Below are 24959 nucleotides of genomic sequence, written 5' to 3' on the forward strand. Positions count from 1 at the left end.
CCGAGGTATTCTCTCTTCTCTTGACCCCGCTGTTTTTTATATATTCTGTTAAATTATACTCTATTTCTAAAAGTAAAAATATCCCTTTTTTATTCAAAAGGGATATTTTTACTTTAATTTTTATTTATTTATACTGTTAATTTCATTATCATCATAAGATATCCAATCACTGAAGCTCCCACCGTATAACTTAACATTCATGTATCCTGCTTCTTTAAGGGCGATAAAATTAGGGGTTGCCGTTATACCGGAGCCACAGTACACAATAATCGACTGTGTTTTTTCAATGTCTTCAAATCTCTTCTCTTGATCAGCTGGTGTTTTAAATTTTCCATCCTCAAAACTCTTGGTCCAGACCTTATTAATAGCTCCAGGAATATGCCCTGCTTTTTTGTCAATTGGCTCTTCTATTCCTAGGTATCTCTTTTCTTCCCTCGAATCAATTAAAACGTGGGTTTTAGCTGATACGGCTTCTCTTACTTCCTCGTGTTCCGCAAGCATATGCTGTTGAATGTTTACGGTATAAGATCCCCTTTTATAGTTAGGAATTGATTGGGTTACAGGTAGACCAACATGTTGCCAATCTTTAAAACCACCATTTAAGATGTAGACTTTTTCATGACCTATGTACGTTAGAAGCCACCATAAGCGGGCTGCAAAAGCTCCTTCACCATTATCGTATGCGACTACTTTTGTGTCGTTAGAAATACCAGCTTCCTCTAGCAAACTCTTGAATTGCTCTATATCCGGTAGTGGATGTCTGCCACCATGCTTTTCAACTATTGCCGATAAATCTTCTTCGAGGTGGAAATAAACTGCACCTGGAATATGTCCAAGTAAATATTGACTTTTACCTTCATCAGGCTTGCCTAGCTGAAACCTACAATCAACCATTCGAACTTCTTCATTAGACATAAGCTCTTGTAGTATCTCTTTTTGAATAAAAGTGCTCATTTACTTATCCCCCATTCTCTTTTCCATCAACTTCTTTACATGTTCCTTAGGTGTCCAACAATTAAACTTATAATCTGGTTTTGTCTCATACTGTAGACGGCTGCATACGTATTTCATGCCTTCCAACCCTTTTTCAGATCGAAAATGTATACAGCTTGCACATGCATGAAAAGGATTTTCCATGGCCCCTCCTTAAACATTCAGTAAATCCCATATCCAACGATTTAATACAGGAGTACAGTCTTTGCCAGTGGGTAGTTTTTTTGCCTTTCCTACTAATGTTTCTTTTTCCATCTCAAGGGTATGAACAATGTCCTCAACTAGTGCAAGTGGGATAACTGTATCTGTCACCTTAGCTTCTACGAGAGGTTGGTAAAATTCTAGATATCTTTCCAAAGTATGTTTGTCCGTACTTTTGCCTAATTGATAAGGTCCCTTAGTAATAGATTGGTCATTAATAATTATACTGCAAATAAGGTAGGATCTTACTGCATGGATTAACTGTTTTTGAGTATGTAGTTGAAATGTCACTTTGCGCTTTACTTCATTTAAGTTTTTAGACATGACATGAAGGTAATGCATCACAAGTGTTAAGGACGAGTAGCTTTCTAGAATGACCTTTTTTAATTCTGTTGAAAACCCATCCTTATCCCTGTATACAATAGGTGAGAAAACCCACTCATATAGACTCGGGTTAGATTTCTTTACTAAATGAAATGCTTTCAAGATGTCCCAGCCTTGTATGTCATATGGAGTGGATAATTCAATCGTTTCAGCCTGTTTTGTTAAGGAAACATAACTTTTCACGCTCTTATGCTTGAAAATAAACCTAATATCATAGTCAGAAATGGAAGAGGAAGTCCCCCATGCATGACTTCCTCCTTCACAGGCAAATAAAATCTCAATATTTTCTTTGCTTTCGATTTCCTTAATCCATTTTTCCATAACTTCGATCCTTAAGAATGTAATATTTTCTCCTCTAACTGTTGGAGCTGTTCAATTGAGACATGATTACTTAATGCAGCGAACATACCCTCGTAATAATCATTAACTTCCTCAAGAAGATGGCTAAGAAGCAACTCGAACTGCCTTTTAAGCTGTTCATCATAATAGCCTTTTAATTTTTCATTCTCTTTTAGTAAATAATCCTGGGCTGGGTCTTGTAGAACTCTTTCCAATTCTTCCATCATCAATCTTTTTTCATTATTTTCGAAAAAGGACTTTGGATTCTTAAAATAAGACATTGATTTCTTAAAGGTATCTTTGTTTACGTCCTCAAATGGAGAGTTAAAATCTAACCCCTCAATTGCTTGACTTTCAAACTTACTAAAGGACAAATCACCATTAAACTCATGTAGTTCCTTCGTCGTGGCTTCCCACTTTTGACTAATTAGCTTACTGATGAAGGTTTCCAGTCTCAATGTTGTTGCTCTTAGTTCTTGCGAAAAGTCAAACCCAAAGCTTGATAATAAGTCATCTAATGCGTGCTGAAGGGCTTTCTTCAGATTTCGACCGTCATCCTTTAACACGGATGGATTAAAGGATTCTTTGAAGAAATCAGAGAAACGCAGAAACACCCTTTGTTTAATATAATAAGTTAATTCATCGGACTCTTGATTTAGCCTTTGAATAAGTAAATCTGGAGATTCATTTTGAATAAACGCTGTGATTTTCTTCTGTTCATTCTCTAAATCAAGCTTTCTCTTTTCCTTTAAGCCTTTGTCTTCTTGTGATGAAACAATGTAATTTCTTAATAGTTCTACCGCACGTTGCCATTCAAATTTTGCTGCATTTACTGCAATTTCAGTTAAATCATTTTCTATAAATGAATAAAATTGATTTTCGAAGCGATGAATTCCTGATTCACGATTAGATGTAAGTTCAAGCTTTTCCTCAATTGCTCTAAGACTCGATACTGGGAATAAACTTGGTCTGCGAATACCGAATTTAATTAACTGGTCTTCTACATAATCTAAAACGTCATTCATTTCCTCATCATTATTGGCTAGGTCAATGGCGTTCACAATAAAAAACATTTTATCTAATTCAAACGCATCTTTTACACGGCCAAGTTGAATGAGGAACTCACGATCAGCTTTTGAAAAAGCATGATTGTAATACGTCACAAAAAGAATCGCATCAGAATTTTTTATATACTCAAATGCAACACCGGTATGGCGGGCATTTATAGAATCAGCTCCCGGAGTATCAACAAGTGTGATCCCTTTGCGCGTAAGCTCACAATCAAAAAACACCTCGATTGTTTCAACTAGACATGATTTCTCTTCTTTCGCAACAAAATCACTAAACTCTGTTAAATCTGTTACTAAAATTTCTCCAAGTTGGTCTCTGAAAGGTTCAAATCCTTTGTAAAATGCTTGTAGAAAAGCGTAATGAGTTTTCTCATAAGCATCAAAGTCCGTACTATTCTCCATAACGTGTTTGATTTGCTTAAGTGCTTCATCAAAGTCAGTCGGAACAGAACCAAATACCTCTAAAGAACGAGTAACATCTTCTAGAAGGACGTTTGATGGTTTCAGCTTTACTTTTACTGAACCATGAGGATTCTCGTCATCTATTGGCATAATTTTGTTAATAGCAGCTGTTGTAGGGTTTGGCGAAACGGGTAATAGCTTGTGTCCAATTAATGCATTAGCAAATGATGACTTCCCAGCACTAAAGGCTCCAAATAAAGCAACCGTGAATCCTCTGTTTCCAAGACGTTCTGCCTTTTGCAACAAGTCATTCGTAATTTTCTTAAATCCTGGAATGGGTTTCAGTTGATTTGCCGTGAAGGTAAGCTTGTTCACTAAATCATGAATATTCTCGACATTGTTTTGTTCCTTTTCCTCTTCCACCTGAATGTTAGGTTTATGTCCGTTTTCTTTTGTAACCTTTTCAACCTGCTCAGATTCTAAATTATGCACCACTTCAACCTTTTTATCGTCAGTCACTAATTGCTCTAATGCATCCTTTGACATAGAAACGTCAGCATGCCCTGAAATAATCTGTTCCATTTTAATTTCTACTGCCATTTGACTTTCAAAGATAGCTTGCTTTTTCTCCCATGCATCAACGTATTGCTCAAGAAGTTCCTTATCTTCTGCCAATTCTTTTGCCTGTTTATCCGCTTTATCTTTTAAAATTTGTAGGTAAAGTTCCTTAATTTCATTAACCTTATTTCTAGAAACTTTTTTAATAGCTTCAGCAACGTCATTTGTATAATTTAATACATAATCCCCTGTAGGTCGTGCTCCTGGTTTAATGGTGTCCTTTAGCATCGCTTTTGTAATAGGCACAGCCAGGGATTGTGCTTTTGCAAGCAAATCCGGATTTTGAATATCCTCTTGTTTAAAAGTGTTAATCAAAAGTTCTTTTAGATGCCAATCAAGTTGAGCGCGAACTTTTTCCTGGAGATCTTTGAAGAAGCTTTCCTCTCGCTCACTTCTCTCTTGCTCAGTTTTTTGCTTTGAAAAAAAGAGACCAACTTTAAAATCTGGCTGCTGAGAGTGCAAGTATTTTTCCGCTAAATCCCTTGTTTGAAATGGCATTAAATAAGCATTTTTTAAAACCTCATCTAATTCATTAGAAAAGTCTATATCTTTTTGATTAACTTTTTCAGATATTAGCTGTAACTTTCCATGAACTTCTTTAAGTCTAGTTGGAAGTTCTTGCTGTTCCTCTTCAGCTATAGGATTCAATATCTCTTCATATCTATTAAGGCGTTCGGTTTGTTCCTGTTTTAACGTTAGAGAATGTTCCTCCATTAACTTTTTTAAAGAATGGTAGATAGATGATGGAAGAATCGTATCTCTTGACTCAATTTTCGCATGTATGAACTGCTGAAGTTCATGAAATTGGTTGAATGGGTGGTTTTCTTCCTTTAGAGAAGTATAAAATATCTTTGCTGGTTTAACCCCCCATGAAGCAAAAGAATCTTTCACAGTCGCTGTAAAATGCTCGAAGCTTAACTCTTCGTCACGGTGTTTATCAATTTGATTAATAATTAAATAAACATCCTTGCCAACTGTCGTTAACTCCTTTGTAAATAGGAAATTAAGCTCTGATTGGACATGATTATAATCCATCACATAAAAAACTAAATCTGCTAAATGAAGGGCAGATTCCGTCGCAATTCTGTGAGCATCATCCGTTGAGTCAATGCCTGGTGTATCCAAAATGGCCGCTTCTTTTGGTAACTTATTCGTATTATGGCTAATCTCAATCGACTGAATAAGGTCTCCATCTTTACAATACGATTTAACTTTTTCGTAGTTGTATGGAGCCGGATAAAGAATCGGATTTCGTTCTTTAAAGAAAACCTTCGCGTATTCCTCTCCACTTTTAACTTTTACTAAATTTGCACTTGTTGGAATTGGACTTGAAGGTAAAAGGTTTTCACCGATGATCTTATTAATCATGCTTGATTTTCCCGCTGAAAAATGACCACAAAATCCAATTGAGAATTCCTCGTCATGTAGTTTTATAGCTAACTGCTTTGCTTTTTCAGCTGTTTGAATATCATTGTTTTCTTTAAACAAAGTGTACAACCCAGCAATTTGGTTAAGTAACTCTGTTTTTTCCTGTTGATTGACCGTTTGAACCATGTTCTAAAATCCCCTTGTATGTTCGTATCATTTTTTTTCAAACTGAGATCCTTAAGGTAACGTTTGAAAATGCTTTCTAGATTGCTTTATTATATCAAAATTATATGAGAATTAGGATAGATGGGTAAAGGTTTAGAAACGAGGTTTCTTTTTTCCAGTAAATCTAAAAAAACCAGGCATAATCGCCTGGCTTGGATTTATCTTGTATGGGTTGATTGCGGTTGGCCAACATGATTTAAAACGTGTTTCATAACAGCAGCGTAAATTCCGATTGTAGTGATTATGAACAAAGAAACCATATGTAACACCATCCTTATCATTGATAGTGAGAATAATTTTCAACTTCAATTAGGATTTTATCACGAACGATAATCATTTTCAATAGGAAGAGGGAATTTTCACACTTTTTTCACAAAATTAGGAACAAACCTTTTAAGGTCTAGGAAGGCACTTTCATATTCGGTTAGCTCTTTTAAAGCCTTTTCTTCGGCAGGGATTCTAATGGAAAGTATGAGCATATTTAAAAATGTAAACAAACAAGCTGTTATATAGGCTTGGAATAACAAGGGCAAAATAATAAACTCGATTGTCACAATTACATAATTAGGATGTTTTAAAAATTGATAGGGCCCCTTTTTAATTATTTTGGCATTGGGTAGGACAATGATTTTTGTGTTCCAATATCTTCCTAGTGAAGTGATTGCCCAAATCCGACCCAATTGAGTTAAAAGAAAAACAGGAAGTAATATTGGCCATGTGAATGAGAGTTGTTTTTCGAAAGTTAGAACTTCCCAAATATAAAATAAGAAAAATAACGTATGTATACTTACCATAACCAAATAGTGGCTTCGCCCAAATTCCTTGGCTCCTTGCTGTTTCATCCACTTCTCATTTCTTTTGGCTATGACAAGTTCAAATAGTCTTTGAGTGATAATAAACGAGATAAATACTATAAAGATCATTTTATTCCCACCTTAATAAGAGTAATTCAGAACTAAAACCTGGACCTAAGGCGGTCGCTAGTCCAATGTCGCCCTTAATCCCCTTATCCATAAATCTTTTCAACACATAAAGAATGGTTGCAGAAGACATATTTCCATACTCTTCAAGTACTTCCGAGGAAACTTCAATCATTGTTGGAGGCAAACTTAAAGAGTTCACATATGCGTCCAATACTTTCTTCCCTCCGGGGTGGGCAACAAAATGTTTTATATCATTTAAATCATGATGATTCTCATCTAAGAATCTCGTTACATTTGGTTTTAGCCAATTTTCTATTATGCTTGGAATATCCTTAGAAAAAACAACATAAAGTCCTTCATTTCTAATCTCCCAACCCATGACGTCTAATGAATTTTTCATTGTTGTTGATTGAGTTGCAGTAATTTTCGGTATTGAAGAAAGCCTTTGTATCGATTCCCGATCCACCTCATCCCCTATCAATAATGCACACGCCACGCCATCAGCAAAAAGAGACGTTCCTATAAGGTTACTTTTTGAGCGGTCATTGCGTTGGAATGTTAAGCTACATAGTTCAATAGATAGGACTAGAACCTTGGCAGATGGATATGCAAGGCAGAACTCGTACGCACGGGATAAACCAGATGCACCACCCGCACAGCCTAACCCCCAAAGAGGAATTCTTTTTGTGTACTCTGAAAAAGGAAGCAGATTCATAATACGTGCTTCAATACTAGGTGTTGCAATTCCTGTACTCGAAATCATAAAAATGGCATCAATCTCTGTGTAGTCTATATTTCTTAATAGAAACTCTTGATTATGTAAACATTTTTCTATTGCTATAGCTCCCAGTTCTACTGCACTTTCTATGTAAGCATTATTCTTTTCCTCGAAGGACTTATCTGTTTTAAACCATTCAATCCCTTTTACAAAACTACGTTTTTTAATTTGTCCATTATGAAAGGCGCCAAGCAGTCTTTCAATGTCCTTAAATGATTCAGAAAATAGTTCTCTTGAAAAGTCCATTACGGTGTGTTGGTCAATTGTGTGAGGGGGAATTGCTTCAGCAACTGAAACTATCGATGGCATAGAACCTCTCCTTCATTTAAAACAGTAAGGTTACTTTTCCCAAGTAAATGGCAAAACATACGATTTTTAAGGAGGGGAATAGTTCGTTAGAAATAAAAAAAAACTTCCCCGTATTACGAGGAAGTAGACGTCTTGAAGGAGTTGCTGTGCTCCTTTATTATAATCTGTTTTTAAGTGGGCTTCATTATTTAATCTTTTCCATTTTTCGTTTGCTATTCCCTCTCTGTATCTTATTAACTAATCCTTTTATCATAATTTTAACTAAAAATATTTAAAATTTTTCAAAAAACTTTACTCATTAATTCTAGAATATATGATAATATTAGTGTTAGTTTATATGTTGGGGGAATGTTTTGTGACTTTAACTAAGAGTGTTACCGACATCTTAAACGGGACTATTGACGCAGTAAAAGCAGTGCTCCCGTTTGAAGTAGCAGTAGACAAGCCATCTTTGTTTACACAGCCTTTTACACAACATTCTGTTGGTGTATTAATTGGAATGACCGGAGATGTAAGAGGTCGTATTATTATTGACGGGACAGAAGAAATCTTCGGTAAAATCGGAGAGGGCATGTTTGGAATGGTGCTAGAGGGAGATATGCTAGAATCATTCGCAGGGGAACTCGGTAATATGATTGCCGGAAATTTATCTACTACTATTGCCCAAAAAGGCTTTGAGATGGATATAACTCCTCCGACAGTATTTGTTGGTCAAACAAAGGTATATGGCTTTGAAAAAGCGTTTCGCTTACCGATACATATCCAAAATGCTGGCATTTTAGAAGTCATTCTAATGGTAGAATTAAAATAAAAAAATGACACCCAAAAGTGTCATTTTTTTATTTTAAGATTTAAAATCCATGAATAGTCATGCCACCATCTACAAACAGCGTTTGGCCGCTTACATAACTTCCAGCTTCTGATGACAAGAACACAACAGGACCAACAAGTTCTGGCAACTCACCTACTCTATTTAGTGGAGTAACCGCTAATATATCTGAAACATATTTTTCGTCCGCTAAAAGCTTCTCAGTTAATGGTGTTTTAAAATACCATGGGCCGATTGAATTTACATTAATATTGTATTGGCCCCACTCCAGTGCCAACACCTTTGTCATTTGGATCATTGCCGCTTTAGTAGCAGCATAAGCTACACCCGTTCTTAACGCAACATGCCCAGCAACTGAAGAAATAGAAATAATTCTACCTTTTGTCTCCTTTTCCTTCATGACTTTCCCTACTTCTTGAGACATCATAAATGCAGACTTAAGGTTTGTGTCCATAATGGTTTGCCATTCTTCGTCTGTTACCTCTAAAGCTTTTGATCGAATATTCATCCCTGCATTATTTACAAGAATATGAATATTACCCCATTCTTTTACAACAGCTTCCACACTTCTTTTTACATCTTCGCGATTCGTTACATCTGTCGGTAGCACTAAAGCTTTTCTTCCTTGCTTTTCAACTAAGCGAGCAGTTTCTTCTAAATCTTCTTTCGTTCTTGATAGGAGTGCCACATCGGCCCCTGCTTCCGCCAGCCCTACAGCAAGTGCCCGTCCTATTCCACGACCAGCTCCTGTTACAAGAGCAATTTGATTATCTACTCTAAACGAAGGTAAATACATGATTAATCACCCTTTATAAGTATGTATGCTATTTCAAAATAACAAATGAAACGAAAAAAAGAAAGAATAAAGGACTGACTATTTAAACTAATCTAAAATTTCACTCAAACTTAAACAAAAACACCGGATTAGTCCGGTGTAATTGAAGAATTGTAATCCTGTTGATTTTGAACTTCAATCCAAATTTTCTTTGAGACGTCACAGCCACAAGCCTTACATAAAACTTCTTCATTATAAATAAGCCTGCAGTGATCACAATAATACTTTTCCATATATATCCCTCTCGTTTCCTACATCTCCGTTTTATTATTTTATTACTCCTAATTTAATTTTGTGTCTACTCCCCGCTGATATAGAGGAATTTAATCATTTGGTGTGATTAATGGATTTATCAAAAAATATTAACCTTAAAAGGTACGATTAGAATATAATATGATAACTTTTGCTTCTACATTACTTTGAATCGTATTACCTTACGTTTTTTCGATCCAAATTCTATGAATAAAAATCAAGTTATTACAAAGATTAATAGTAAATGACTATTCTAACTTAGAAAGTTGGCTATGCGCACATTTCACATTTTATGTTGATACGTTAGGAAATACTCTCCAACCATAAAAAGCAAACAGTTCAGTCTTTTGTTTAGAGACCATATAAGATAAGTCAAAAACAACAAATGAACAAAACAGTTTAGTAAAGAGGTGAAATAATTGGGATTAATTGATGCTTTTAACGAGTGGATTTCGTCTAGGTATGAAAACCATATTTCTAAAATGGAGTTAGAAAACAGATGCCCAGATTGCTATGGTAAAGGTTTTCAACTTTACCCCCATGCAATAGAATTGGTTCCTTACGATGGGTTATATGATTGTCCTTCTTGTAACGGGTCAGGTTTGTTCACCAATGCATACGACGCATAGACCCAACATAGCATACCAAAATATAAACACCCTTAAAAGAAAAGGGAATAGACAACCGCCTAGTGATCTATGCGGTTTTTTTCTGTGCAATTAATTAGTTCTTTATAAAAAATTATTCTCAACAACTTTTATCACTGACCATCCTACACATAAAAAAACGTATCTAAATACCTGTTTTTTCAACCATAAAAGTCTAAGCTACAAGACTATCCTCCTATAAAACATGCTCAATGCAACCATCCTCGTTCAAGACATTCAAGAGTAAACACAATGATACTTTTACCTCCTTCACAAATTCTTCACATTTTCACCATGATACTTGTGACATAAATCACTGCCACATCAATTTTTCACTACTATCATAGTAAATACATAATAAATGAACAATTTGTGAAGTGTCTGAAACCTAATGGAATCTTCCATTTTGTTTTGTATTATGGGAATGTAATCATTTATATTTCTAAATCGGCGAAGGGAGTGAGTGTTGTGGCGAAAACGGAACTCAGTAATAAAACAAAAACTGAAATTGAGGATAGCTCTTCGTTAAAGGGGACGTTAGCTTCCGTTTTCTTATTAGGATTTATCCTAGTAATAACATGGGTGAGCGTTTACTTCTTATTCTTAGAACGTTTCTAAAAGATAGAAAGGGGATTTTAAAGCCATGCATATCCATAAGTTTGAAAAAATCTGGCTTACCTTCGGAATTGGTGCACTGATTGTTTTCCTTACAGTTTTAGGAGTTAGTGCATTCTACGTAGGGAATCAACCGCCAAGCTGTTTGGCAACTGTCAACCCTGAAAAAGTTGATACAACAGCTCCGTTTGATCAGCCAGGTCTAAAGAAAGTTGAAGGTAAAGATTGGGATTACGAATTAGTATTTGTTGCACAAGCTTTCGCTTACACACCAGGTGATGTTGAAGTTCCACTTGGAGCAAAAGTAAAAGTAATCGCTACTACAAAAGATGTTATCCACGGATTCCAAGTAGCTGGTACAAATATCAACATGATGCTAACACCAGGTTATATCAATGAAATAGTAACAACATTTGATAAAGCTGGAGAATACTTAATTTTATGTAACGAGTATTGTGGTACTGGTCACCACATGATGACTTCTAAAATAAGGGTGGTTGAATAATGATTAGCTCAATAACAGCTAACCAAAAAGTTGACCGCCGTGATGGTAAATTGGCAATGGCCCACTTTTATGTGGCATTCATTGCTTTAGCATTAGGCGGACTTGCTGGTTTATTACAAGTATTAGTTCGTTCAGGAAAATGGGAATTACCTTTTGGTATTGGATATTATCAAGTTTTAACGGTTCATGGTGTACTTTTAGGTCTTGTACTTACTACTTTCTTCATTCTAGGTTTCCAATTTGCAGCTGTAAGCCGTACGGTAGGGGCACTTTCTAATGGTGCTCGTCAAGTTGGTTGGATTGGCTTCTGGGTCATGACGATTGGTACTGCAATGGCAGCTGTAATGATTTTACTTAATGAAGCTTCTGTTCTATTTACATTCTATGCACCTTTACAAGCACACCCAATTTTTTATATTGGCTTAACTTTAGTCGTTGTAGGTAGCTGGTTAGCTGGCGGGGCAATGCTTTCAGCTTATACGAAATGGAAAAGAACAAACCCTGGTAAACCGAGTCCACTTTTAACATTCATGGTTGTTGTAAATACAATGCTTTGGATTGTTGCAACAATCGGTGTGGCTGCTACTGTTCTTTTACAGCTTCTTCCTTGGTCTTTAGGACTTGTGGAAAGAGTTGATGTAACAATTAGTAGAACTCTATTCTGGTATTTTGGACATCCACTAGTTTATTTCTGGTTATTACCTGCTTATATGTGTTGGTATGTTGTTATTCCAAAAGTAATCGGTGGAAAAGTATTCTCAGATTCTCTTGCACGTATGTCATTTATTTTATTCTTACTATTCTCCATTCCTGTTGGTTTCCACCATCAGTTAATGGAACCTGGTATTGATCCAGCTTGGAAGTTCTTACAAGTAATCTTAACTTTCTTAGTAGTTATTCCATCATTAATGACTGCATTCTCACTATTTGCTACATTCGAAACATTTGGCCGCTCTAAAGGAGCAACAGGTCTTTTTGGATGGTTAAAGAAACTTCCTTGGGGAGATGCTAGATTCGTTGTACCATTCATTGGTATGTTAGCATTTATCCCTGCAGGTGCTGGTGGTATGGTTAACGCGTCCCACCAAATGAACCAAGTTGTTCATAATACAATTTGGGTAACTGGACACTTCCATTTAACTTTAGCTACATCAGTTGTATTAACATTCTTTGGTATTACTTATTGGTTAGTTCCACACATCACTGGAAGAAAACTAACAAAAGCAATGAATAAATTAGCCATTATCCAAGCTATGACTTGGGCAATCGGTATGACATTTATGTCTGGTGCTATGCATGCTGCAGGACTTCTTGGAGCGCCACGTCGTTCTTCTTTCTCTGAATACGGCGGAGCTGCACAAGCTTCTGAATGGATTCCTTACCAAATTGCACAAGCAGTTGGTGGTTCAATCCTTTTCATCGGCATCATCCTAGTAATTATCATTTTCGTAAACCTTGCATTCTTTGCTCCTAAAGGGGAAGAAGAATTCCCAGTGGGTGAATGTGATGAGCCTGTAGAAAAAACTCCAATGGTTTTCGAGAACTGGAAACTATGGCTTGGTATTACAGTAGTTTTAATCCTATTCGCATATACAATACCGTTTATTGATATGTTACAAAATGCTCCAGTTGGATCTAAAGGATTTAAACTCTGGTAAGATAAGCACTATAAAAGCTCCGATATATCGGAGCTTTTTTAATTATTTATCCACTATTTTAGGGAGTAACTTCCTTCTTCGTCCAGGAAGATTAATGATGACAACGGAAAGGATAATAAATGTCGATCCGGCCAGTTGAATAATTGTCAAATGTTCGTCATACAAAATCAACCCCATTAACGTTGCAACAATTGGCTCTACAGTTGCAATAACTGCTGCCTTACTACTCTCTGTTTTCTCCAATCCCCATGTATATGCAAAGTAGGCGATTACCGTTGGAATTAACCCTAAACCTGCCCCATATAATAACACCTTAGGATTAAGAAAAAGCTCCCCTTTATTCCAAACTCCCGATAAAGGCAACAGCGTAATCATGGCAACTAAAAAGGTATACAGGGTTACAGTAAAAGGCGCATAATGCCTTAGTGCTACCTTCCCAAAAATACTATATAGTGCGTAACCAAGCCCCGATCCGAGTCCTATAAGTAAGCCGATTAGCGTTATGGATGATGAAGTGTTTGTTTGTAATCCAGTTACAAGAATACAGCCAATAATTGTTCCAATCACTGCTATTACTTTTTTTACGTGTAAGGATTCTTTCAAAAATATAAATGATAGAACTGCGACAAATGCTGGTGAAGTGTACAACAATACAACCGCTAAAGAAATATTCATCAAATTGATTGTTGTAAAGTAGCACCAGTTAAAAAAAGCAATACTTAAAATTCCCGTTCCTAAAAATAAGGGCAACTTACTTAACTGAATTTTAAATAAATGTCTATATCTTGCGACTCCAATAACAAGTAGAAACATAGAGGCAAAGGTTACTCGAACGGCTACAATTTCCATCTCCGTCAGACCCAGCTCCTTTAATCCCCTTACAAAGAGAGCTATTCCTCCCCACAGTGACGCTCCAAAGGCAATCATGAAATATGGAAGTAGTTTTTTCATTACATCACCACGCTCAAAAAGGATGACAAGACGTCATCCTTTTGTTTTTATTAGGAAATACAGTATAACTTTTTCAAGCTAAACTGGTGTCAAGCTCCAGCGCCTAGCAAGGAGCTTGAGCTTTCTTATAAGTTTAGCTGATAGACCTTCCCGTACTTTTCGTATAAATATTCTACTAGATACTTTGCATTTAACCCCTCACCTGTAACATCAGTAAGGATCTCTAGTGGTTTTTTCATTTTTCCGTATTGATGAACATTTTTCGTGAACCATTCTTTAATTGGGTCAATATTTCCTGATTCTAATAATTCATCATAGTTTGGAATCTCTTTTAGTAAAGCATTTTTTAATTGTGCAGCATACATATAGCCTAGCGCGTATGATGGGAAGTATCCAAAGCTGCCACCAGACCAGTGTACATCTTGTAGGACACCCTTAGCATCATTTGGTGGTATTACACCTAAATACTCTTCATACTTCTTGTTCCAAACTTGAGGAAGATCTTTTACTTCTATTTCGTCGTTAAACAAGCCTTTTTCAATTTCATATCGAATAATGACATGTAGCGGATAAGTTAATTCATCAGCTTCAATTCGAATTAAGGAAGGCTTCGATTCATTGATAGCTCGATAGAAATCCTCTAATGCCACATGATCAAACTGACCGCTAGCATATTCCTTTAAAAGGGCATAGTTCTTCTTCCAGAAAGAATAATTACGACCAACAAAATTTTCAAAGAACAGCGACTGCGATTCATGAATCCCCATTGATGTTCCAGAACAAAGAGGAGTACCGATTAACTCACTTGAAATATTTTGCTCATATAGGGCATGACCACCCTCATGGATCGTACCGAACACTGCTGTGCGGAAGTCATTTTCATCATAGTTGGTAGTAACACGTACATCTCCAGGATTAATACCAATTGCAAAAGGATGTACCGTCTCATCCAATCGACCTGCATCAAAGTTATAGCCCATTTGTTTTAAGATTTCAAGGCTAAATGCACGTTGCTTATCTTTTGAAAAGTTCTCAAATAAAAACGCTGTTTCTGGCTTGTTAGGCGATTCTGATATGGCTTGCACAAGAGGAACAATTTTTTCGCGAAGCTCACCAAAAACTTTGTCTAACACCTCAACGGTTACTCCTGGTTCATACATATCTAGTAATGTATTATATTTATTTCCTTCATATCCCCAATACTCAAGGAAACGTTTATTTGTCTCAACGAGTTTTTCTAAGTATGGACGAAATAATTCAAAATCAGATTTATCTTTTGCTTCTTCCCAAATACTTTCGGCCTTGGATTGAAGAATAACATAGTCCTTATATTCATCGGCCGGAATTTTCTTATTTCTATCATACTCTTTCTTACATTCTTCTACTGTTTTTAGAGTGATTTCGGATAGTTCCGATTTTGCCTCTGCAGTTGTTAAGTTTGCTATGTATGCTGCCATCTCTTCTGATGTAGACATTTTAAACACTTCAGAGGAAAGCATTCCAATGACCTCTGAGCGTTGCTCAACACCCTGCTTAGGAGCTCCCGTTCTTAAATCCCAAAACATAATGGATAGTGCTTCATTATAGGCACCCATCTTTTTTACATATTCTAAAAATTCTTTTTCAGCTTGTTTAATTGCTTCATTCACTGTGATTACCCCCATTTAGCCAAAATACTATATCATTTTATCATACTTTTCTGATAAATAATAAATGGGAATCTTATATCCCTAGTAAAATAATATTAAGTAATGACTTATAATAATTCATATAATAGTTGAAATTTTCCCACCCCATGTCCCTGATCACATGGTATCCTTTATACTTGTTATATGGTGTTTAAAGTAGAACCAAAAGGAAGATTTAGTTGATGAAAAAATTAATCTATTTAATTGTTATTGTTTCATTCATTGATATGTTTTCACAGTTACCAATTATGAGTCCGTTTGCTCAGTCTCTTGGTGCCACACACGTTTTAATTGGTTCAATAATAGGCATGTACTCGTTATCAAACATGATTGGTAACATGCTATCAGGTTATTTTATTGATAAAATAGGTCCAAAAACGGTGTTAGTGATAGGTCTTTCTATTACTGGATTAATTGTTAGTTTTTATGTGTTTGTCTCTACACCTGGTCAACTATTAGTCGTTAGATTCTTCCATGGTTTAAGTGCTGGTTTTTTAGTCCCAGCAGCATTCACATTACTTTCTTTTATTAGTAAAAGTGATCAGCAAGGTAAATCAATGGCCTTATCGGGAGCAGCTGTTGGGATTTCAGCGATTCTTGGTCCTGCATTTGGTGGGATCGTTGCAAGTAGCTTTGGTATAAATTTCGTTTTCATCCCAATTTCTATTACGATGGTTCTAATGGCTTTACTAGTTAGTGTGTACTTAACAAGAACGCCCACTTCCGATTCAGGAGACGAGTCTCTTCATTTAGCTGAAGCAATCAAGTTGATCAAAACACCCGTATTGTTTGTGGGCTATGTCGGAGCTTTTTCGTTAATGTTTGCACAGGGAGTTTTAGCCTATATGCTCCCATTGAAAGTTGAAGACCTTGGATACGGGAGTCATTTTAGTGGCTTGCTACTTAGTACATTCGGGATTGTAGCCATAATGATTTTCATGCTTCCGACAAATAGAATTTTTGACCGGTACAGTCACACAAAAATGTTAGTTGTAGGATTGGTCATTATTGCTATATCACTTACTGGCTTAAGCTTCACATCTAAGTTGGAATTACTCTTTATAGTTATGACTTGTTATGGAATAGGTTTTGCTATTTTATTCCCTTCACTAACTACACTGATGATTAAAAATAGCTCGAAAGCGGCAAGAGGGAAAGTATTTGGATTATTTTATGCCTTTTTCTCTTTAGGAGTAGTAGCTGGTTCTTCCATCACTGGACTTCTTTCAGTAGATTATAATGAAGGTTTTGTAATAGGTGGTGCTGCCTTACTCATAAATACGCTCTTTATCAGTTACCTAATTCGTAAATACACATTTACAAAGTCGTTAAACCACACAAATCAATGAAGGGGTGAAAACGATGAAAGAATTTGTCGGTCACTGTTTTATTTGCAAGAAGGAGCTGTACTGTTTAGAAGGCTTTTTTGACGGTGTTGTGGCTGGTGAGCAATTACTATGTTTCACTTGTAGTGAGGGCAACGAGGAATAACAGACGGAAATTTTATATCATTTGAAAGCCCCTGACTTTACCATTAGGAAAGTCAGGGGCTTTGGTAATTATTGAATATTCGTTGGTAGCACAGATTTAACGAGTTCAATGACATGAGGATATTCTTGTTTATTAACTAGAATGTGTACAATTCCTTTATCATCTTGACTTCGAATGAGTCTCCCTACACCTTGTCTTAAACGAAGCAACATATATGGTAGATCAACCTCTTCAAATGGATTCTCCGCACCTTCTCTTTTTGCAGTGAAAACCGGATCTTGTGGTGGAAAAGGTAATGAGAATATGAACACATTTTCTAACGAGCGCCCTGGTATATCGAGTCCCTCCCATAAATGGGTAGAGCATAATACAGATTTTTCCTCATTTTGAAACTTGGATACTAACGTACTTATCTCAGCATCTCCCTCAAAAAACATCGGAAAATCTACTTGTGAGTTGGTATAGGTTTTAAAGTGATTTAGATCCTTTTCGTTCGTAAATAAAACGAGACCTCTACCGCCAGCTTCCTTCAATTGTTTAAACGTATATTCCATCTTTTCATCTAAATCACCTTCATGGAATGAAGGCATCTGAATTGTCATATTTTCCTCATAATCAAAAGGAGAGGCAACGGTAAATGATAAATACTCATCAATTCCTAGACTTGTTGCAATATAATCAAATGACTTATTGTTTGATAGGGTCGCAGAAGAGAATATAAAAGGCTTTTGTTGTGAAAACACTTCTTCACGCATAATATCTTCAACCATTCTTGGCATAATAACTAATGTTCCTTCTCCATCAGTCTCCTCAAACCAAATGATCCCCTTTAACTCTTTTAAAAATAACGACAATGAAAAGGTAATCTGTTCTAAATACTCTTCCACAATCTTCAAATTGTACTCATTTATCGTATACATTTCGCTTTCAAATACGAGTTCTTCTTCTAGGGATGATAAGAGGTAGTGTAATCTCTTCCCATGCTTAATAACGTTAGGGGTTTTCGTAATCATTTGTTTATCAGAACCAGCTGTTTTTAGAGAATCACTTGCTAATGCATCAAAGAAACGTTCATTTTCCAGGATTGCTTCATCAATAATATTTAGAGTTTTTTCCCTGACCTCATTTTCTAACAGATTTGTAAGGAGCGTTTCAAGAGTATTTTCCGCTAATCTATAGGTTAAAGCCTTTTGGCTAGCATACTCTAAAAGATGACCTTCATCAAAAACGACGCTTGAACCTTCAGGTAATAGCGGTAGTTGTCCTTCTCTTTTGCGTGATTCCTTTGTCCAAATATGTTCCATGTAAAAGTCATGAGAACAGATGATTAGATCCTTTGCATTTCGATAATATTCTCTATGTAAAGTTTGTCCACAACGATGCCTCTTGTCACATGTAAAACAGTCCTGTAGCGGATCCCAGCCAACATGTCCCCATTGCTCATTCGTTAGAGTTGGATACTCCTTTCGATCACCATACCGATCAAAAGACTGCATAGACGCACCGCTATGAACAAATTCCGGCAGTTCATCAAAAATTTGATTAAAGGTCTCGTCTTTAATAACCGATTTATCCAATTTATTTAAGCACAAATATTGATCACGTGACTTCGCTAAACGGACATCTACATTCAAATTTAAAGCTTTCTCGAGCTTAGCAATATCTCCCTCTTTTTTTACTAATTGCTCGATTAACGTTTCATCAGCACAAGCAATGATTGCTGGTCTATTCGTATAACGCGCATAACAAATTGCGTATAGAAGATAAACAATGGTTTTTCCAGTTCCTACACCAGCCTCAGCAAATATGACCTTTTTCTCTTTAAATGCTTTTTCAAGCTGAAAGGCCATATATATTTGCTCATCTCTGAGCTCGAAGCCAGCCTCAGGTAATATATCGTAAAATACATCTCCAATCCACTCTCCTAATTTTTCAAAAAAAGATTCTGTCTTGGAAAGTGTGAACGGCATTCTATTTTGCATGATGTTTCCTCCGAAATTCTAACTTAAATTCAATTCCATAAATTATTTTATTCAAAAAAAAGAGCTGACTCTAGAAGGTTTTTGAGCCAGCACCCCGTTATTTAAGGTTTGAGGATAAAGAAAATGACAACGCTTGGTTTAACTCATCTTGAGCATTTATTAGCTGATCTAGTGCTGAAGAGGACGATGGAGATTCTTCTCCTTTTAACACCTCAATTGAGTAATTGATTGCTTGTGAAATTCTATTAAAATCAATGTTCGAACCTTTCATTGTCACCCCTCCTTCTCCTTGTATTTAATAAGGGTATTTTATTCAGTATAAAGGAGTTTTATTCCGAACAAATTTACTGTTTTCTAGGGGGTCTCTTACCCCAGTACTGATAGTAATCTGTCTTAATAAATCCATTAAATAATTTTCTCTTTTTTGTCGCAGGTTTACCGTAACATTCTTCAAAGTTTTCATTTGAGGTAAGCATGTAAACTGACCATGTTTCATATGGTAAGAACGCTTTTCCCATTTCTCTATACATATGCTCAACAGCAGGCTTATCACCCAGGCGTTCACCATACGGAGGGTTCCCAACTACTACACCGTACTCTTTGGTCGTCGTGAAATCTCTCACTTGCATTTGCTTAAAGGAAATGAGATCAGCTAATCCCGCTTCAAAAGCATTCTCCTGAGCGATTTTAACCATTCTATGATCAATATCCGTTCCTGTAATATCTAATGGCTGATCATAATTTGCCAAGTCTTCTACTTCATTTCTAGCATCTTCCCAAACTTTTTCGGGAATCAAGCCCCAGTGCTCTGATATAAACTCCCGGTTAAAGCCGGGTGCGATATTTTGGCCAATTAGAGCTGCTTCAATTGGAATTGTTCCAGAGCCACAAAACGGATCTAAAAATGGTCGATCGGGTGTCCAATTCGTTAACAGAACTAGTGCTGCCGCCAGCGTTTCCTTAAGAGGGGCTTCACCTTGATCCACTCTATAACCACGTTTATGTAAACCAACTCCACTTGTATCTATGGTTAAAAAAGCGATATCTTTTTGAAGAGATACCTCTATTTTAAAAACAGGACCATTTTCTTCTAACCATCCACTCTTTTTATAATGAGTTTTTAGTCGATCAACAATCGCCTTTTTAACAATAGCCTGGCAATCCGATACGCTAAAAAGTTTTGATTTAACAGATTTTCCAGACACCGGGAACTGAGCATTTTCAGGCAAAAATCGTTCCCATGGAAGAGCTTTTGTCTTTTCAAACAATTCATCAAAAGTGGTTGCTTTAAACTCACCCACTTTAATTTTAATTCTGTCAGCCGTCCTTAACCAAAGGTTGCTCCTCACAATGGCATTTTCATCTCCGACAAAACTGATACGCCCGTTTTCAACTTCACACTCATAGCCTAAGTCACGTACTTCTTTCGCTACAATCGCTTCAAGACCCATGGCGGATGTTGCAATTAAGTTGTATTTTGACATTTTTTCACCCTTAAAAGAATAATTCGTAATCCCAACTCTCAAGAAAGTCAATTAAGTCAGGGAACGTTAATGGTTTGGTTATATAAAAGCCTTGGATTAAGTCGCAATTCTCTTCCTTTAAGAAGTCAAACTGCTTCTTATTTTCTACTCCTTCGGCAACAACATGAAGATGTAATCGATGTGCCATAGTAATAATAGCTTGTACAATAGAAAAATCTTCTTTATAATCACAAAGCTTCTTGATAAAGCCTTTATCTATTTTTAATGTATCAATTGGAAAACGATTTAAGTAACTTAATGATGAATATCCCGTCCCAAAATCATCAACAGAAAGTTTGAGACCAATCTGTTTTAATTTAACAAGTTTATCAATGGTCTCTGTCGCATTTGGCATAATCATGCTTTCAGTTAACTCCAACTCCATAAAATGCGGGTTCACATTTGTATGGTGAATTACTGAATGAATAGACTTTATGAAACCTTCTTGGTTAAAATGCAGAGCAGAAATATTAACAGACATTCTAATATTAGGATACCCATTTAAATGAATTTTTTTAAGGTCTTCACATGCCTGTTTAAGAACCCACTCACTAATCGGGATAATTAAGCCTGTTTCCTCGGCTAAGGGAATAAAGTCTGCAGGGGATACGATGCCCAATTCTTCTTGTTTCCAACGAATAAGAGCCTCTACACCAACGATTTTATTTGTTTTTGTATCTACTTGAGGATGGTATACAAGAAAGAATTCATCTTTTTCTAATGCTTTTCGAAGAAAATTCTCCATACGCATTTGTTTTGTCTCGTTTCTATGCATATCAGTATGATAAAGTTCAAACTGATTTCTTCCTCGCGATTTCGCCTGATACATGGCTTTGTCGGCATTTCGGAGTAAAGACTCCATGGAAAATCCATCAAGTGGAAAGAGACTAATGCCTATACTAGTAGATATATATACTTCCTGATGGTGCAATTGAAAAGGTTGTGTAAGGGCCTGTATGATGCTTTCAGCTATGTGTATGGCTTCTTTTGGATGCTTAAGATTAGGTAGAACAATGACAAATTCATCTCCACCAAGTCTAGCAATCATATCTTTATTTTTAATTAAATTCTTCAATCGTGTGGAAACTAATTTTAAAAGTAAATCACCATAATTATGACCTAATGTATCGTTAATGTGTTTAAATCGGTCTAAATCCAAAAATAGAACAGCTAATTGCTGGTTGTATCTTGCTGCAGTGGATATTAAGCTTTCTAGTCTCTTATTTAGCGAATATCTATTTGCAACTCCTGTTAGTGAGTCGTAATGAGCAAGTCTTCTTAATTGTTCCTCTGCATGTTTTCTATCTGTAATATCTGAAAAAACGGCTACATAATTAGTAACCTTATTATGTTCATCTTTGATTGAGCTTATGGTTAACCATTCAGGGAAAATTTCTCCATTTTTACGTTTATTCCATATTTCCCCTTTCCAATTACCATTTTTCTCAATCGTTCCCCACATACTACTATAGAAATCTTGATCATGGATACCTGATTGAAGAATGCTAGGATTTTGGCCAATAACCTCTTCTTGACTATATCCTGTTACAATCTCGAATGCTGGATTCACGGATAGAATCTTTCCTCTCCCGTCAGTAACAAGAACTCCTTCACTAGTATTTTCCAAAACCTTCGCTGCTAACCTTATCTCTTTTTGTGAATTTTTTTGTTTGGTAATATCTCGAAAAACGACAACGTAATTAGAAAGACCACCTTCAGAATCCAATACTGTACGTATATTGATCCATTCAGGATAAACTTCCCCGCTCTTACGTCTCTTTAAGACTTCGCCCTTCCATTTTCCATCTCTTTTAAGATGACTTAATAGCGAGTCCAATTCTCTTTGATCAAAAAACAAATGGCTAAAGTTTTCACCAAGGATTTCTTCTTCATCATACTCTAACACTTTTTGAGCCCAAGGATTTAGCGATAAGATTCTCATATTTTCGTCTAATACAAGAATTCCCTCTTGCATATGCTTGAAGACTATTTCTGATAAAGATTTCTCCTCGTCAACATTCCCAATTAGCCGCCGGTTGTACACATAAAAAACCCCCAGGATGTATAAAGTTAGGCCAGATATATACGTTTCACTACTAGAACACTGTAAATTTCATCCAAGTTATATGTATATAAGAAAAGCTCTCCTCAAGGAGAGCTTTTATAAACACTCAAACATTCATTAATAACGTTCTGTAAGCCATGTTTTGTGCCTTCGTACTACAAACGACTCATCGTCTCGTACTCCGGTGGTAATCATCTATCTACAGATATTAAATCTGTCCTTCTCCTCGTTCAGTTCCTTAGAGAAAGTGCCCCTACCATTATTTGGGTTTCTCGCTCGTGGGGTTTACCTCGTTCCACCCTACACATTTCTGAGTAGGCTCCGTCACTGTGGCACTTTAAAGGTATTCATGCCATATCCTAAAAAGGACTTAGGCATTTTCCCTGCCGTCAACCCAGCTAATTGCCGAGCTGCCCTAGCTTATGAATTGGCTAGGCACGAACACTACGAGCATCTCAGCTCGTGCGAGCATGGACTTTCCTCTGCAACTCGTTAAGAGTCACAGCGATTACCCGAACGCTATTAACGATACATATATTATTATATGTAATAGCTCATGTATTAGCAATGGTTAATAACAAGAAAAAAGGATAAATACTGTTAATCGTACAACTTACTTCCAAAAACGTGTTTTTCTAAATTTGACAGTCGTTTTAAAATATCAAAATTAGTCGTACCAGCAGTTTGTTGTGCCGTAGATGGACGTCTCGAAGAATCATCCAGCTGCTTTTTTAACCGCAAGTTTTCTTGTTGAAGATCCTCAAGTTCTTGATGAAATATTTCATAGTCTTTAATAATAAGATCTAAAAATTTATCAACATCTTCTTGTTTGTATCCACGCATTGCAGTTTTAAATTCTTTTTCTAGAACATCTTTAGCTGTTAGGTTAACTTTATCAAGCATGCAACTCACCTCAGTATTTCACCAATCGTTATCTTTTATTTTTTCAAAAATATGTACCTTTGTCAATTTATCTTTATTAGTTTCAAGTTAATTTAGCAGAAAATTAACTAAAACGTGAACGTAATTAACAAATATGGGAAAATCATTTTAGTTAATTGAGTTTGATATCATGTTCAGACACAAAACATAAACGTTCTAAGCTTTCTAAGGGAATACCTCACTAGGACAAAATGTGTGAAAGAACTGGACTAACTCTCATGTGTTAAACATTTTATTAAAAATCCTGATTTTTTAATTGATCCTCTTCAACAGCTACTTGCAAATCGTAAAAGGTAATCATCCTAATCTCATATTCCTTCTTACTCTGATATTGCAATGCAGTTTCGTACAGAAACTTTGGACTTCCTTCCTTTTCCGTATCATACAAAAGAACAAGAGCATCACTTTTTTCAATAAAAAATTGATTTTTCAATCGAAACTGGGCAGGGCTTTCGTATGGTTTTTTCGTAATCGAATCAACAAAATCAGCTTGCATAATAATCGATTCGTACCATTCTTTATTGGGCTCTTTCCAATTTTCCTCTTGATTTAAAAAGGGGGTAATCAAAGCTAACTGTAAATAATCATAGCCCTCTTCTTGTAATTCAAATACAACTTCTGCTGCCCAAAGTTCAGAACCTAACTGTCCACTAATCATAACCCATTCAAGGCCTTCATCTAATAGTGCTTCTAGTTGTTTTTTTATGGCCATTTTTATGTATGTCACACTAGGATGATTTTGTTGAAATATCCCTAACTCAAAAGGCTTATAACCGGATACTGCTGCTACTTTAGCCAACCTTTTTAGGCCCCTTTTCAATTGGTTTTATGTTTTTATTAAAACATAAAAACTACTCACATTAAACACTGAGTAGTTTAGTTTATAGAAATCGTTAAATTTATATATTTAAAGAAAAAGGCTTCCAGGAAAGTCAGCTTCTACTGACTTTCCTAGGTAGCCCTTATCAACTATCGTTACTACTTTTTACGAAATCCTGGTGCACCGAAACCAGGTCCGCCAAATCCAGGTCCACCGAATCCTGGTGCGCCGAATCCAGGTCCGCCAAATCCAGGCCCTGGTGCTGGAGCAACAGGAGCTACTGGTGCTGGTGGAGCAACCGCTTGAGTGTGTGTTACCTCATTCACAACAGATTGTGTTTGAGGGAAGAAGTGTTGATGCTCGAAGTTAATATGATTTACAGTTGTCGTATGCTGTGGGTGGATGTGTGGAACCACATTATTAGTAAACGTATGATTTACACAGCACTTCGTTGGGTGTACAACAGCAGGAAGTACATTATTAGGTTTGCAGTGATGATGCATAATAAAAAATCTCCTTTCATAGTTGTGTTATTGTTTTTACATT

23 protein-coding genes and 1 other RNA gene are annotated in these 24959 nt (G+C 36.2%); 7 read left to right on the top strand and 17 right to left on the bottom strand.

Annotated features, from left to right (window positions below):
• Window positions 1-120: 120 nt before the first annotated feature.
• The 6 genes from ACFYKX_RS16300 to ACFYKX_RS16325 all read right to left on the bottom strand — a co-directional run bounded on the left by ACFYKX_RS16300 (window position 121) and on the right by ACFYKX_RS16325 (window position 7610).
• Window positions 121-954 (bottom strand): sulfurtransferase, encoded by an 834-nt coding sequence (locus tag ACFYKX_RS16300; RefSeq protein ID WP_389362123.1) that lies wholly within the window; start codon window positions 952-954, stop codon window positions 121-123.
• The gene (locus ACFYKX_RS16305; protein WP_389362124.1) at window positions 955-1137 is read right to left on the bottom strand and encodes a hypothetical protein; all 183 of its coding nucleotides are present in this window, start codon (window positions 1135-1137) and stop codon (window positions 955-957) included.
• 9 nt (window positions 1138-1146) lie between these two features.
• On the bottom strand, window positions 1147-1899 hold the full coding sequence (locus tag ACFYKX_RS16310) for a nucleotidyltransferase domain-containing protein (RefSeq protein ID WP_389362125.1): 753 nt from the start codon (window positions 1897-1899) through the stop codon (window positions 1147-1149).
• A gap of 11 nt (window positions 1900-1910) precedes the next feature.
• Complete coding sequence (locus ACFYKX_RS16315) at window positions 1911-5561, bottom strand: dynamin family protein (RefSeq protein ID WP_389362126.1); 3651 nt, start codon at window positions 5559-5561, stop codon at window positions 1911-1913.
• 398 nt (window positions 5562-5959) lie between these two features.
• Window positions 5960-6523 carry an isoprenylcysteine carboxyl methyltransferase family protein gene (locus ACFYKX_RS16320; protein ID WP_389362127.1) on the bottom strand — a complete coding sequence of 188 codons (564 nt, stop codon included), beginning with the start codon at window positions 6521-6523 and terminating at the stop codon, window positions 5960-5962.
• Between the two features lies 1 nt (window position 6524).
• Window positions 6525-7610, bottom strand: coding sequence for a type III polyketide synthase (locus tag ACFYKX_RS16325; RefSeq protein ID WP_389362128.1), 1086 nt, complete (start codon window positions 7608-7610; stop codon window positions 6525-6527).
• Between the two features lie 355 nt (window positions 7611-7965).
• On the opposite strand from ACFYKX_RS16325, the gene ACFYKX_RS16330 reads away from it, so the two are divergent.
• A complete protein-coding gene (locus ACFYKX_RS16330; RefSeq protein ID WP_389362129.1) occupies window positions 7966-8421 on the top strand; it encodes a chemotaxis protein CheX in 456 nt (151 codons plus the stop codon).
• Between the two features lie 40 nt (window positions 8422-8461).
• Here the strand turns inward: ACFYKX_RS16330 and ACFYKX_RS16335 are convergent, their stop codons facing one another.
• Entirely contained in the window at window positions 8462-9235 is a 774-nt protein-coding gene (locus ACFYKX_RS16335; RefSeq protein WP_389362130.1) for an SDR family NAD(P)-dependent oxidoreductase, read from the bottom strand.
• A gap of 710 nt (window positions 9236-9945) precedes the next feature.
• On the opposite strand from ACFYKX_RS16335, the gene ACFYKX_RS16340 reads away from it, so the two are divergent.
• The 4 genes from ACFYKX_RS16340 (at window position 9946) to ACFYKX_RS16355 (ending at window position 12951) form a co-directional block, all read left to right on the top strand.
• On the top strand, window positions 9946-10155 hold the full coding sequence (locus tag ACFYKX_RS16340; RefSeq protein WP_389362131.1) for a methionine aminopeptidase: 210 nt from the start codon (window positions 9946-9948) through the stop codon (window positions 10153-10155).
• 486 nt (window positions 10156-10641) lie between these two features.
• A complete protein-coding gene (locus tag ACFYKX_RS16345) occupies window positions 10642-10791 on the top strand; it encodes a cytochrome c oxidase subunit 2A (protein WP_389362132.1) in 150 nt (49 codons plus the stop codon).
• A gap of 25 nt (window positions 10792-10816) precedes the next feature.
• Window positions 10817-11293 (top strand): cytochrome c oxidase subunit II, encoded by a 477-nt coding sequence (locus ACFYKX_RS16350; protein ID WP_389362133.1) that lies wholly within the window; start codon window positions 10817-10819, stop codon window positions 11291-11293.
• Complete coding sequence (locus ACFYKX_RS16355; protein ID WP_389362134.1) at window positions 11293-12951, top strand: b(o/a)3-type cytochrome-c oxidase subunit 1; 1659 nt, start codon at window positions 11293-11295, stop codon at window positions 12949-12951. Before ACFYKX_RS16350 ends, ACFYKX_RS16355 begins: the two co-directional genes overlap by 1 nt.
• Window positions 12952-12993: 42 nt before the next feature.
• Here ACFYKX_RS16355 and ACFYKX_RS16360 read toward each other — a convergent pair whose 3' ends face one another.
• Window positions 12994-13902, bottom strand: a complete 909-nt coding sequence (locus tag ACFYKX_RS16360; protein ID WP_389362135.1) for a DMT family transporter — start codon at window positions 13900-13902, stop codon at window positions 12994-12996.
• A gap of 125 nt (window positions 13903-14027) precedes the next feature.
• Window positions 14028-15551 carry a carboxypeptidase M32 gene (locus ACFYKX_RS16365; RefSeq protein WP_389362136.1) on the bottom strand — a complete coding sequence of 508 codons (1524 nt, stop codon included), beginning with the start codon at window positions 15549-15551 and terminating at the stop codon, window positions 14028-14030.
• 221 nt (window positions 15552-15772) lie between these two features.
• On the opposite strand from ACFYKX_RS16365, the gene ACFYKX_RS16370 reads away from it, so the two are divergent.
• Both ACFYKX_RS16370 and ACFYKX_RS16375 read left to right on the top strand, forming a co-directional pair.
• On the top strand, window positions 15773-16939 hold the full coding sequence (locus ACFYKX_RS16370) for an MFS transporter (RefSeq protein ID WP_389362137.1): 1167 nt from the start codon (window positions 15773-15775) through the stop codon (window positions 16937-16939).
• A gap of 13 nt (window positions 16940-16952) precedes the next feature.
• A complete protein-coding gene (locus ACFYKX_RS16375) occupies window positions 16953-17081 on the top strand; it encodes a hypothetical protein (RefSeq protein ID WP_389362138.1) in 129 nt (42 codons plus the stop codon).
• A gap of 68 nt (window positions 17082-17149) precedes the next feature.
• Here the strand turns inward: ACFYKX_RS16375 and ACFYKX_RS16380 are convergent, their stop codons facing one another.
• The 8 genes from ACFYKX_RS16380 to ACFYKX_RS16415 form a co-directional block, all read right to left on the bottom strand.
• Window positions 17150-19063, bottom strand: a complete 1914-nt coding sequence (locus ACFYKX_RS16380) for an ATP-dependent DNA helicase (protein ID WP_389362139.1) — start codon at window positions 19061-19063, stop codon at window positions 17150-17152.
• 97 nt (window positions 19064-19160) lie between these two features.
• Complete coding sequence (locus ACFYKX_RS16385) at window positions 19161-19334, bottom strand: hypothetical protein (RefSeq protein WP_389362140.1); 174 nt, start codon at window positions 19332-19334, stop codon at window positions 19161-19163.
• Between the two features lie 73 nt (window positions 19335-19407).
• Window positions 19408-20547, bottom strand: a complete 1140-nt coding sequence (locus ACFYKX_RS16390; protein WP_389362141.1) for a THUMP domain-containing class I SAM-dependent RNA methyltransferase — start codon at window positions 20545-20547, stop codon at window positions 19408-19410.
• A gap of 10 nt (window positions 20548-20557) precedes the next feature.
• A complete protein-coding gene (locus ACFYKX_RS16395) occupies window positions 20558-22561 on the bottom strand; it encodes a sensor domain-containing protein (RefSeq protein ID WP_389362209.1) in 2004 nt (667 codons plus the stop codon).
• A gap of 216 nt (window positions 22562-22777) precedes the next feature.
• Window positions 22778-23171: RNase P RNA component class B (rnpB, locus tag ACFYKX_RS16400), an RNA gene on the bottom strand.
• Window positions 23172-23251: 80 nt separating this feature from the next.
• Entirely contained in the window at window positions 23252-23554 is a 303-nt protein-coding gene (gpsB, locus tag ACFYKX_RS16405; protein WP_389362142.1) for a cell division regulator GpsB, read from the bottom strand.
• A gap of 274 nt (window positions 23555-23828) precedes the next feature.
• The gene (locus ACFYKX_RS16410) at window positions 23829-24392 is read right to left on the bottom strand and encodes a DUF1273 domain-containing protein (RefSeq protein ID WP_389362143.1); all 564 of its coding nucleotides are present in this window, start codon (window positions 24390-24392) and stop codon (window positions 23829-23831) included.
• Window positions 24393-24571: 179 nt separating this feature from the next.
• Window positions 24572-24916, bottom strand: coding sequence for a CotD family spore coat protein (locus ACFYKX_RS16415; protein ID WP_389362144.1), 345 nt, complete (start codon window positions 24914-24916; stop codon window positions 24572-24574).
• Between the last annotated feature and the right edge of the window lie 43 nt (window positions 24917-24959).

Source organism: Cytobacillus spartinae, assembly GCF_042865285.1.
Lineage (GTDB): Bacteria > Bacillota > Bacilli > Bacillales > Cytobacillaceae > Robertmurraya_A > Robertmurraya_A spartinae.

What these genes read in the sequence shown, in the direction of transcription:
- ACFYKX_RS16300 (WP_389362123.1), bottom strand. Translation starts at nt 954, where the DNA reads ATGAGCACTTTTATTCAAAAAGAGATACTACAAGAGCTTATGTCTAAT.
- ACFYKX_RS16305 (WP_389362124.1), bottom strand. Translation starts at nt 1,137, where the DNA reads ATGGAAAATCCTTTTCATGCATGTGCAAGCTGTATACATTTTCGATCT.
- ACFYKX_RS16310 (WP_389362125.1), bottom strand. Translation starts at nt 1,899, where the DNA reads ATGGAAAAATGGATTAAGGAAATCGAAAGCAAAGAAAATATTGAGATT.
- ACFYKX_RS16315 (WP_389362126.1), bottom strand. Translation starts at nt 5,561, where the DNA reads ATGGTTCAAACGGTCAATCAACAGGAAAAAACAGAGTTACTTAACCAA.
- ACFYKX_RS16320 (WP_389362127.1), bottom strand. Translation starts at nt 6,523, where the DNA reads ATGATCTTTATAGTATTTATCTCGTTTATTATCACTCAAAGACTATTT.
- ACFYKX_RS16325 (WP_389362128.1), bottom strand. Translation starts at nt 7,610, where the DNA reads ATGCCATCGATAGTTTCAGTTGCTGAAGCAATTCCCCCTCACACAATT.
- ACFYKX_RS16335 (WP_389362130.1), bottom strand. Translation starts at nt 9,235, where the DNA reads ATGTATTTACCTTCGTTTAGAGTAGATAATCAAATTGCTCTTGTAACA.
- ACFYKX_RS16350 (WP_389362133.1), top strand. Translation starts at nt 10,817, where the DNA reads ATGCATATCCATAAGTTTGAAAAAATCTGGCTTACCTTCGGAATTGGT.
- ACFYKX_RS16355 (WP_389362134.1), top strand. Translation starts at nt 11,293, where the DNA reads ATGATTAGCTCAATAACAGCTAACCAAAAAGTTGACCGCCGTGATGGT.
- ACFYKX_RS16360 (WP_389362135.1), bottom strand. Translation starts at nt 13,902, where the DNA reads ATGAAAAAACTACTTCCATATTTCATGATTGCCTTTGGAGCGTCACTG.
- ACFYKX_RS16370 (WP_389362137.1), top strand. Translation starts at nt 15,773, where the DNA reads ATGAAAAAATTAATCTATTTAATTGTTATTGTTTCATTCATTGATATG.
- ACFYKX_RS16375 (WP_389362138.1), top strand. Translation starts at nt 16,953, where the DNA reads ATGAAAGAATTTGTCGGTCACTGTTTTATTTGCAAGAAGGAGCTGTAC.
- ACFYKX_RS16380 (WP_389362139.1), bottom strand. Translation starts at nt 19,063, where the DNA reads ATGCAAAATAGAATGCCGTTCACACTTTCCAAGACAGAATCTTTTTTT.
- ACFYKX_RS16385 (WP_389362140.1), bottom strand. Translation starts at nt 19,334, where the DNA reads ATGAAAGGTTCGAACATTGATTTTAATAGAATTTCACAAGCAATCAAT.
- ACFYKX_RS16390 (WP_389362141.1), bottom strand. Translation starts at nt 20,547, where the DNA reads ATGTCAAAATACAACTTAATTGCAACATCCGCCATGGGTCTTGAAGCG.
- ACFYKX_RS16395 (WP_389362209.1), bottom strand. Translation starts at nt 22,561, where the DNA reads ATGCAAGAGGGAATTCTTGTATTAGACGAAAATATGAGAATCTTATCG.
- gpsB (WP_389362142.1), bottom strand. Translation starts at nt 23,554, where the DNA reads ATGCTTGATAAAGTTAACCTAACAGCTAAAGATGTTCTAGAAAAAGAA.
- ACFYKX_RS16415 (WP_389362144.1), bottom strand. Translation starts at nt 24,916, where the DNA reads ATGCATCATCACTGCAAACCTAATAATGTACTTCCTGCTGTTGTACAC.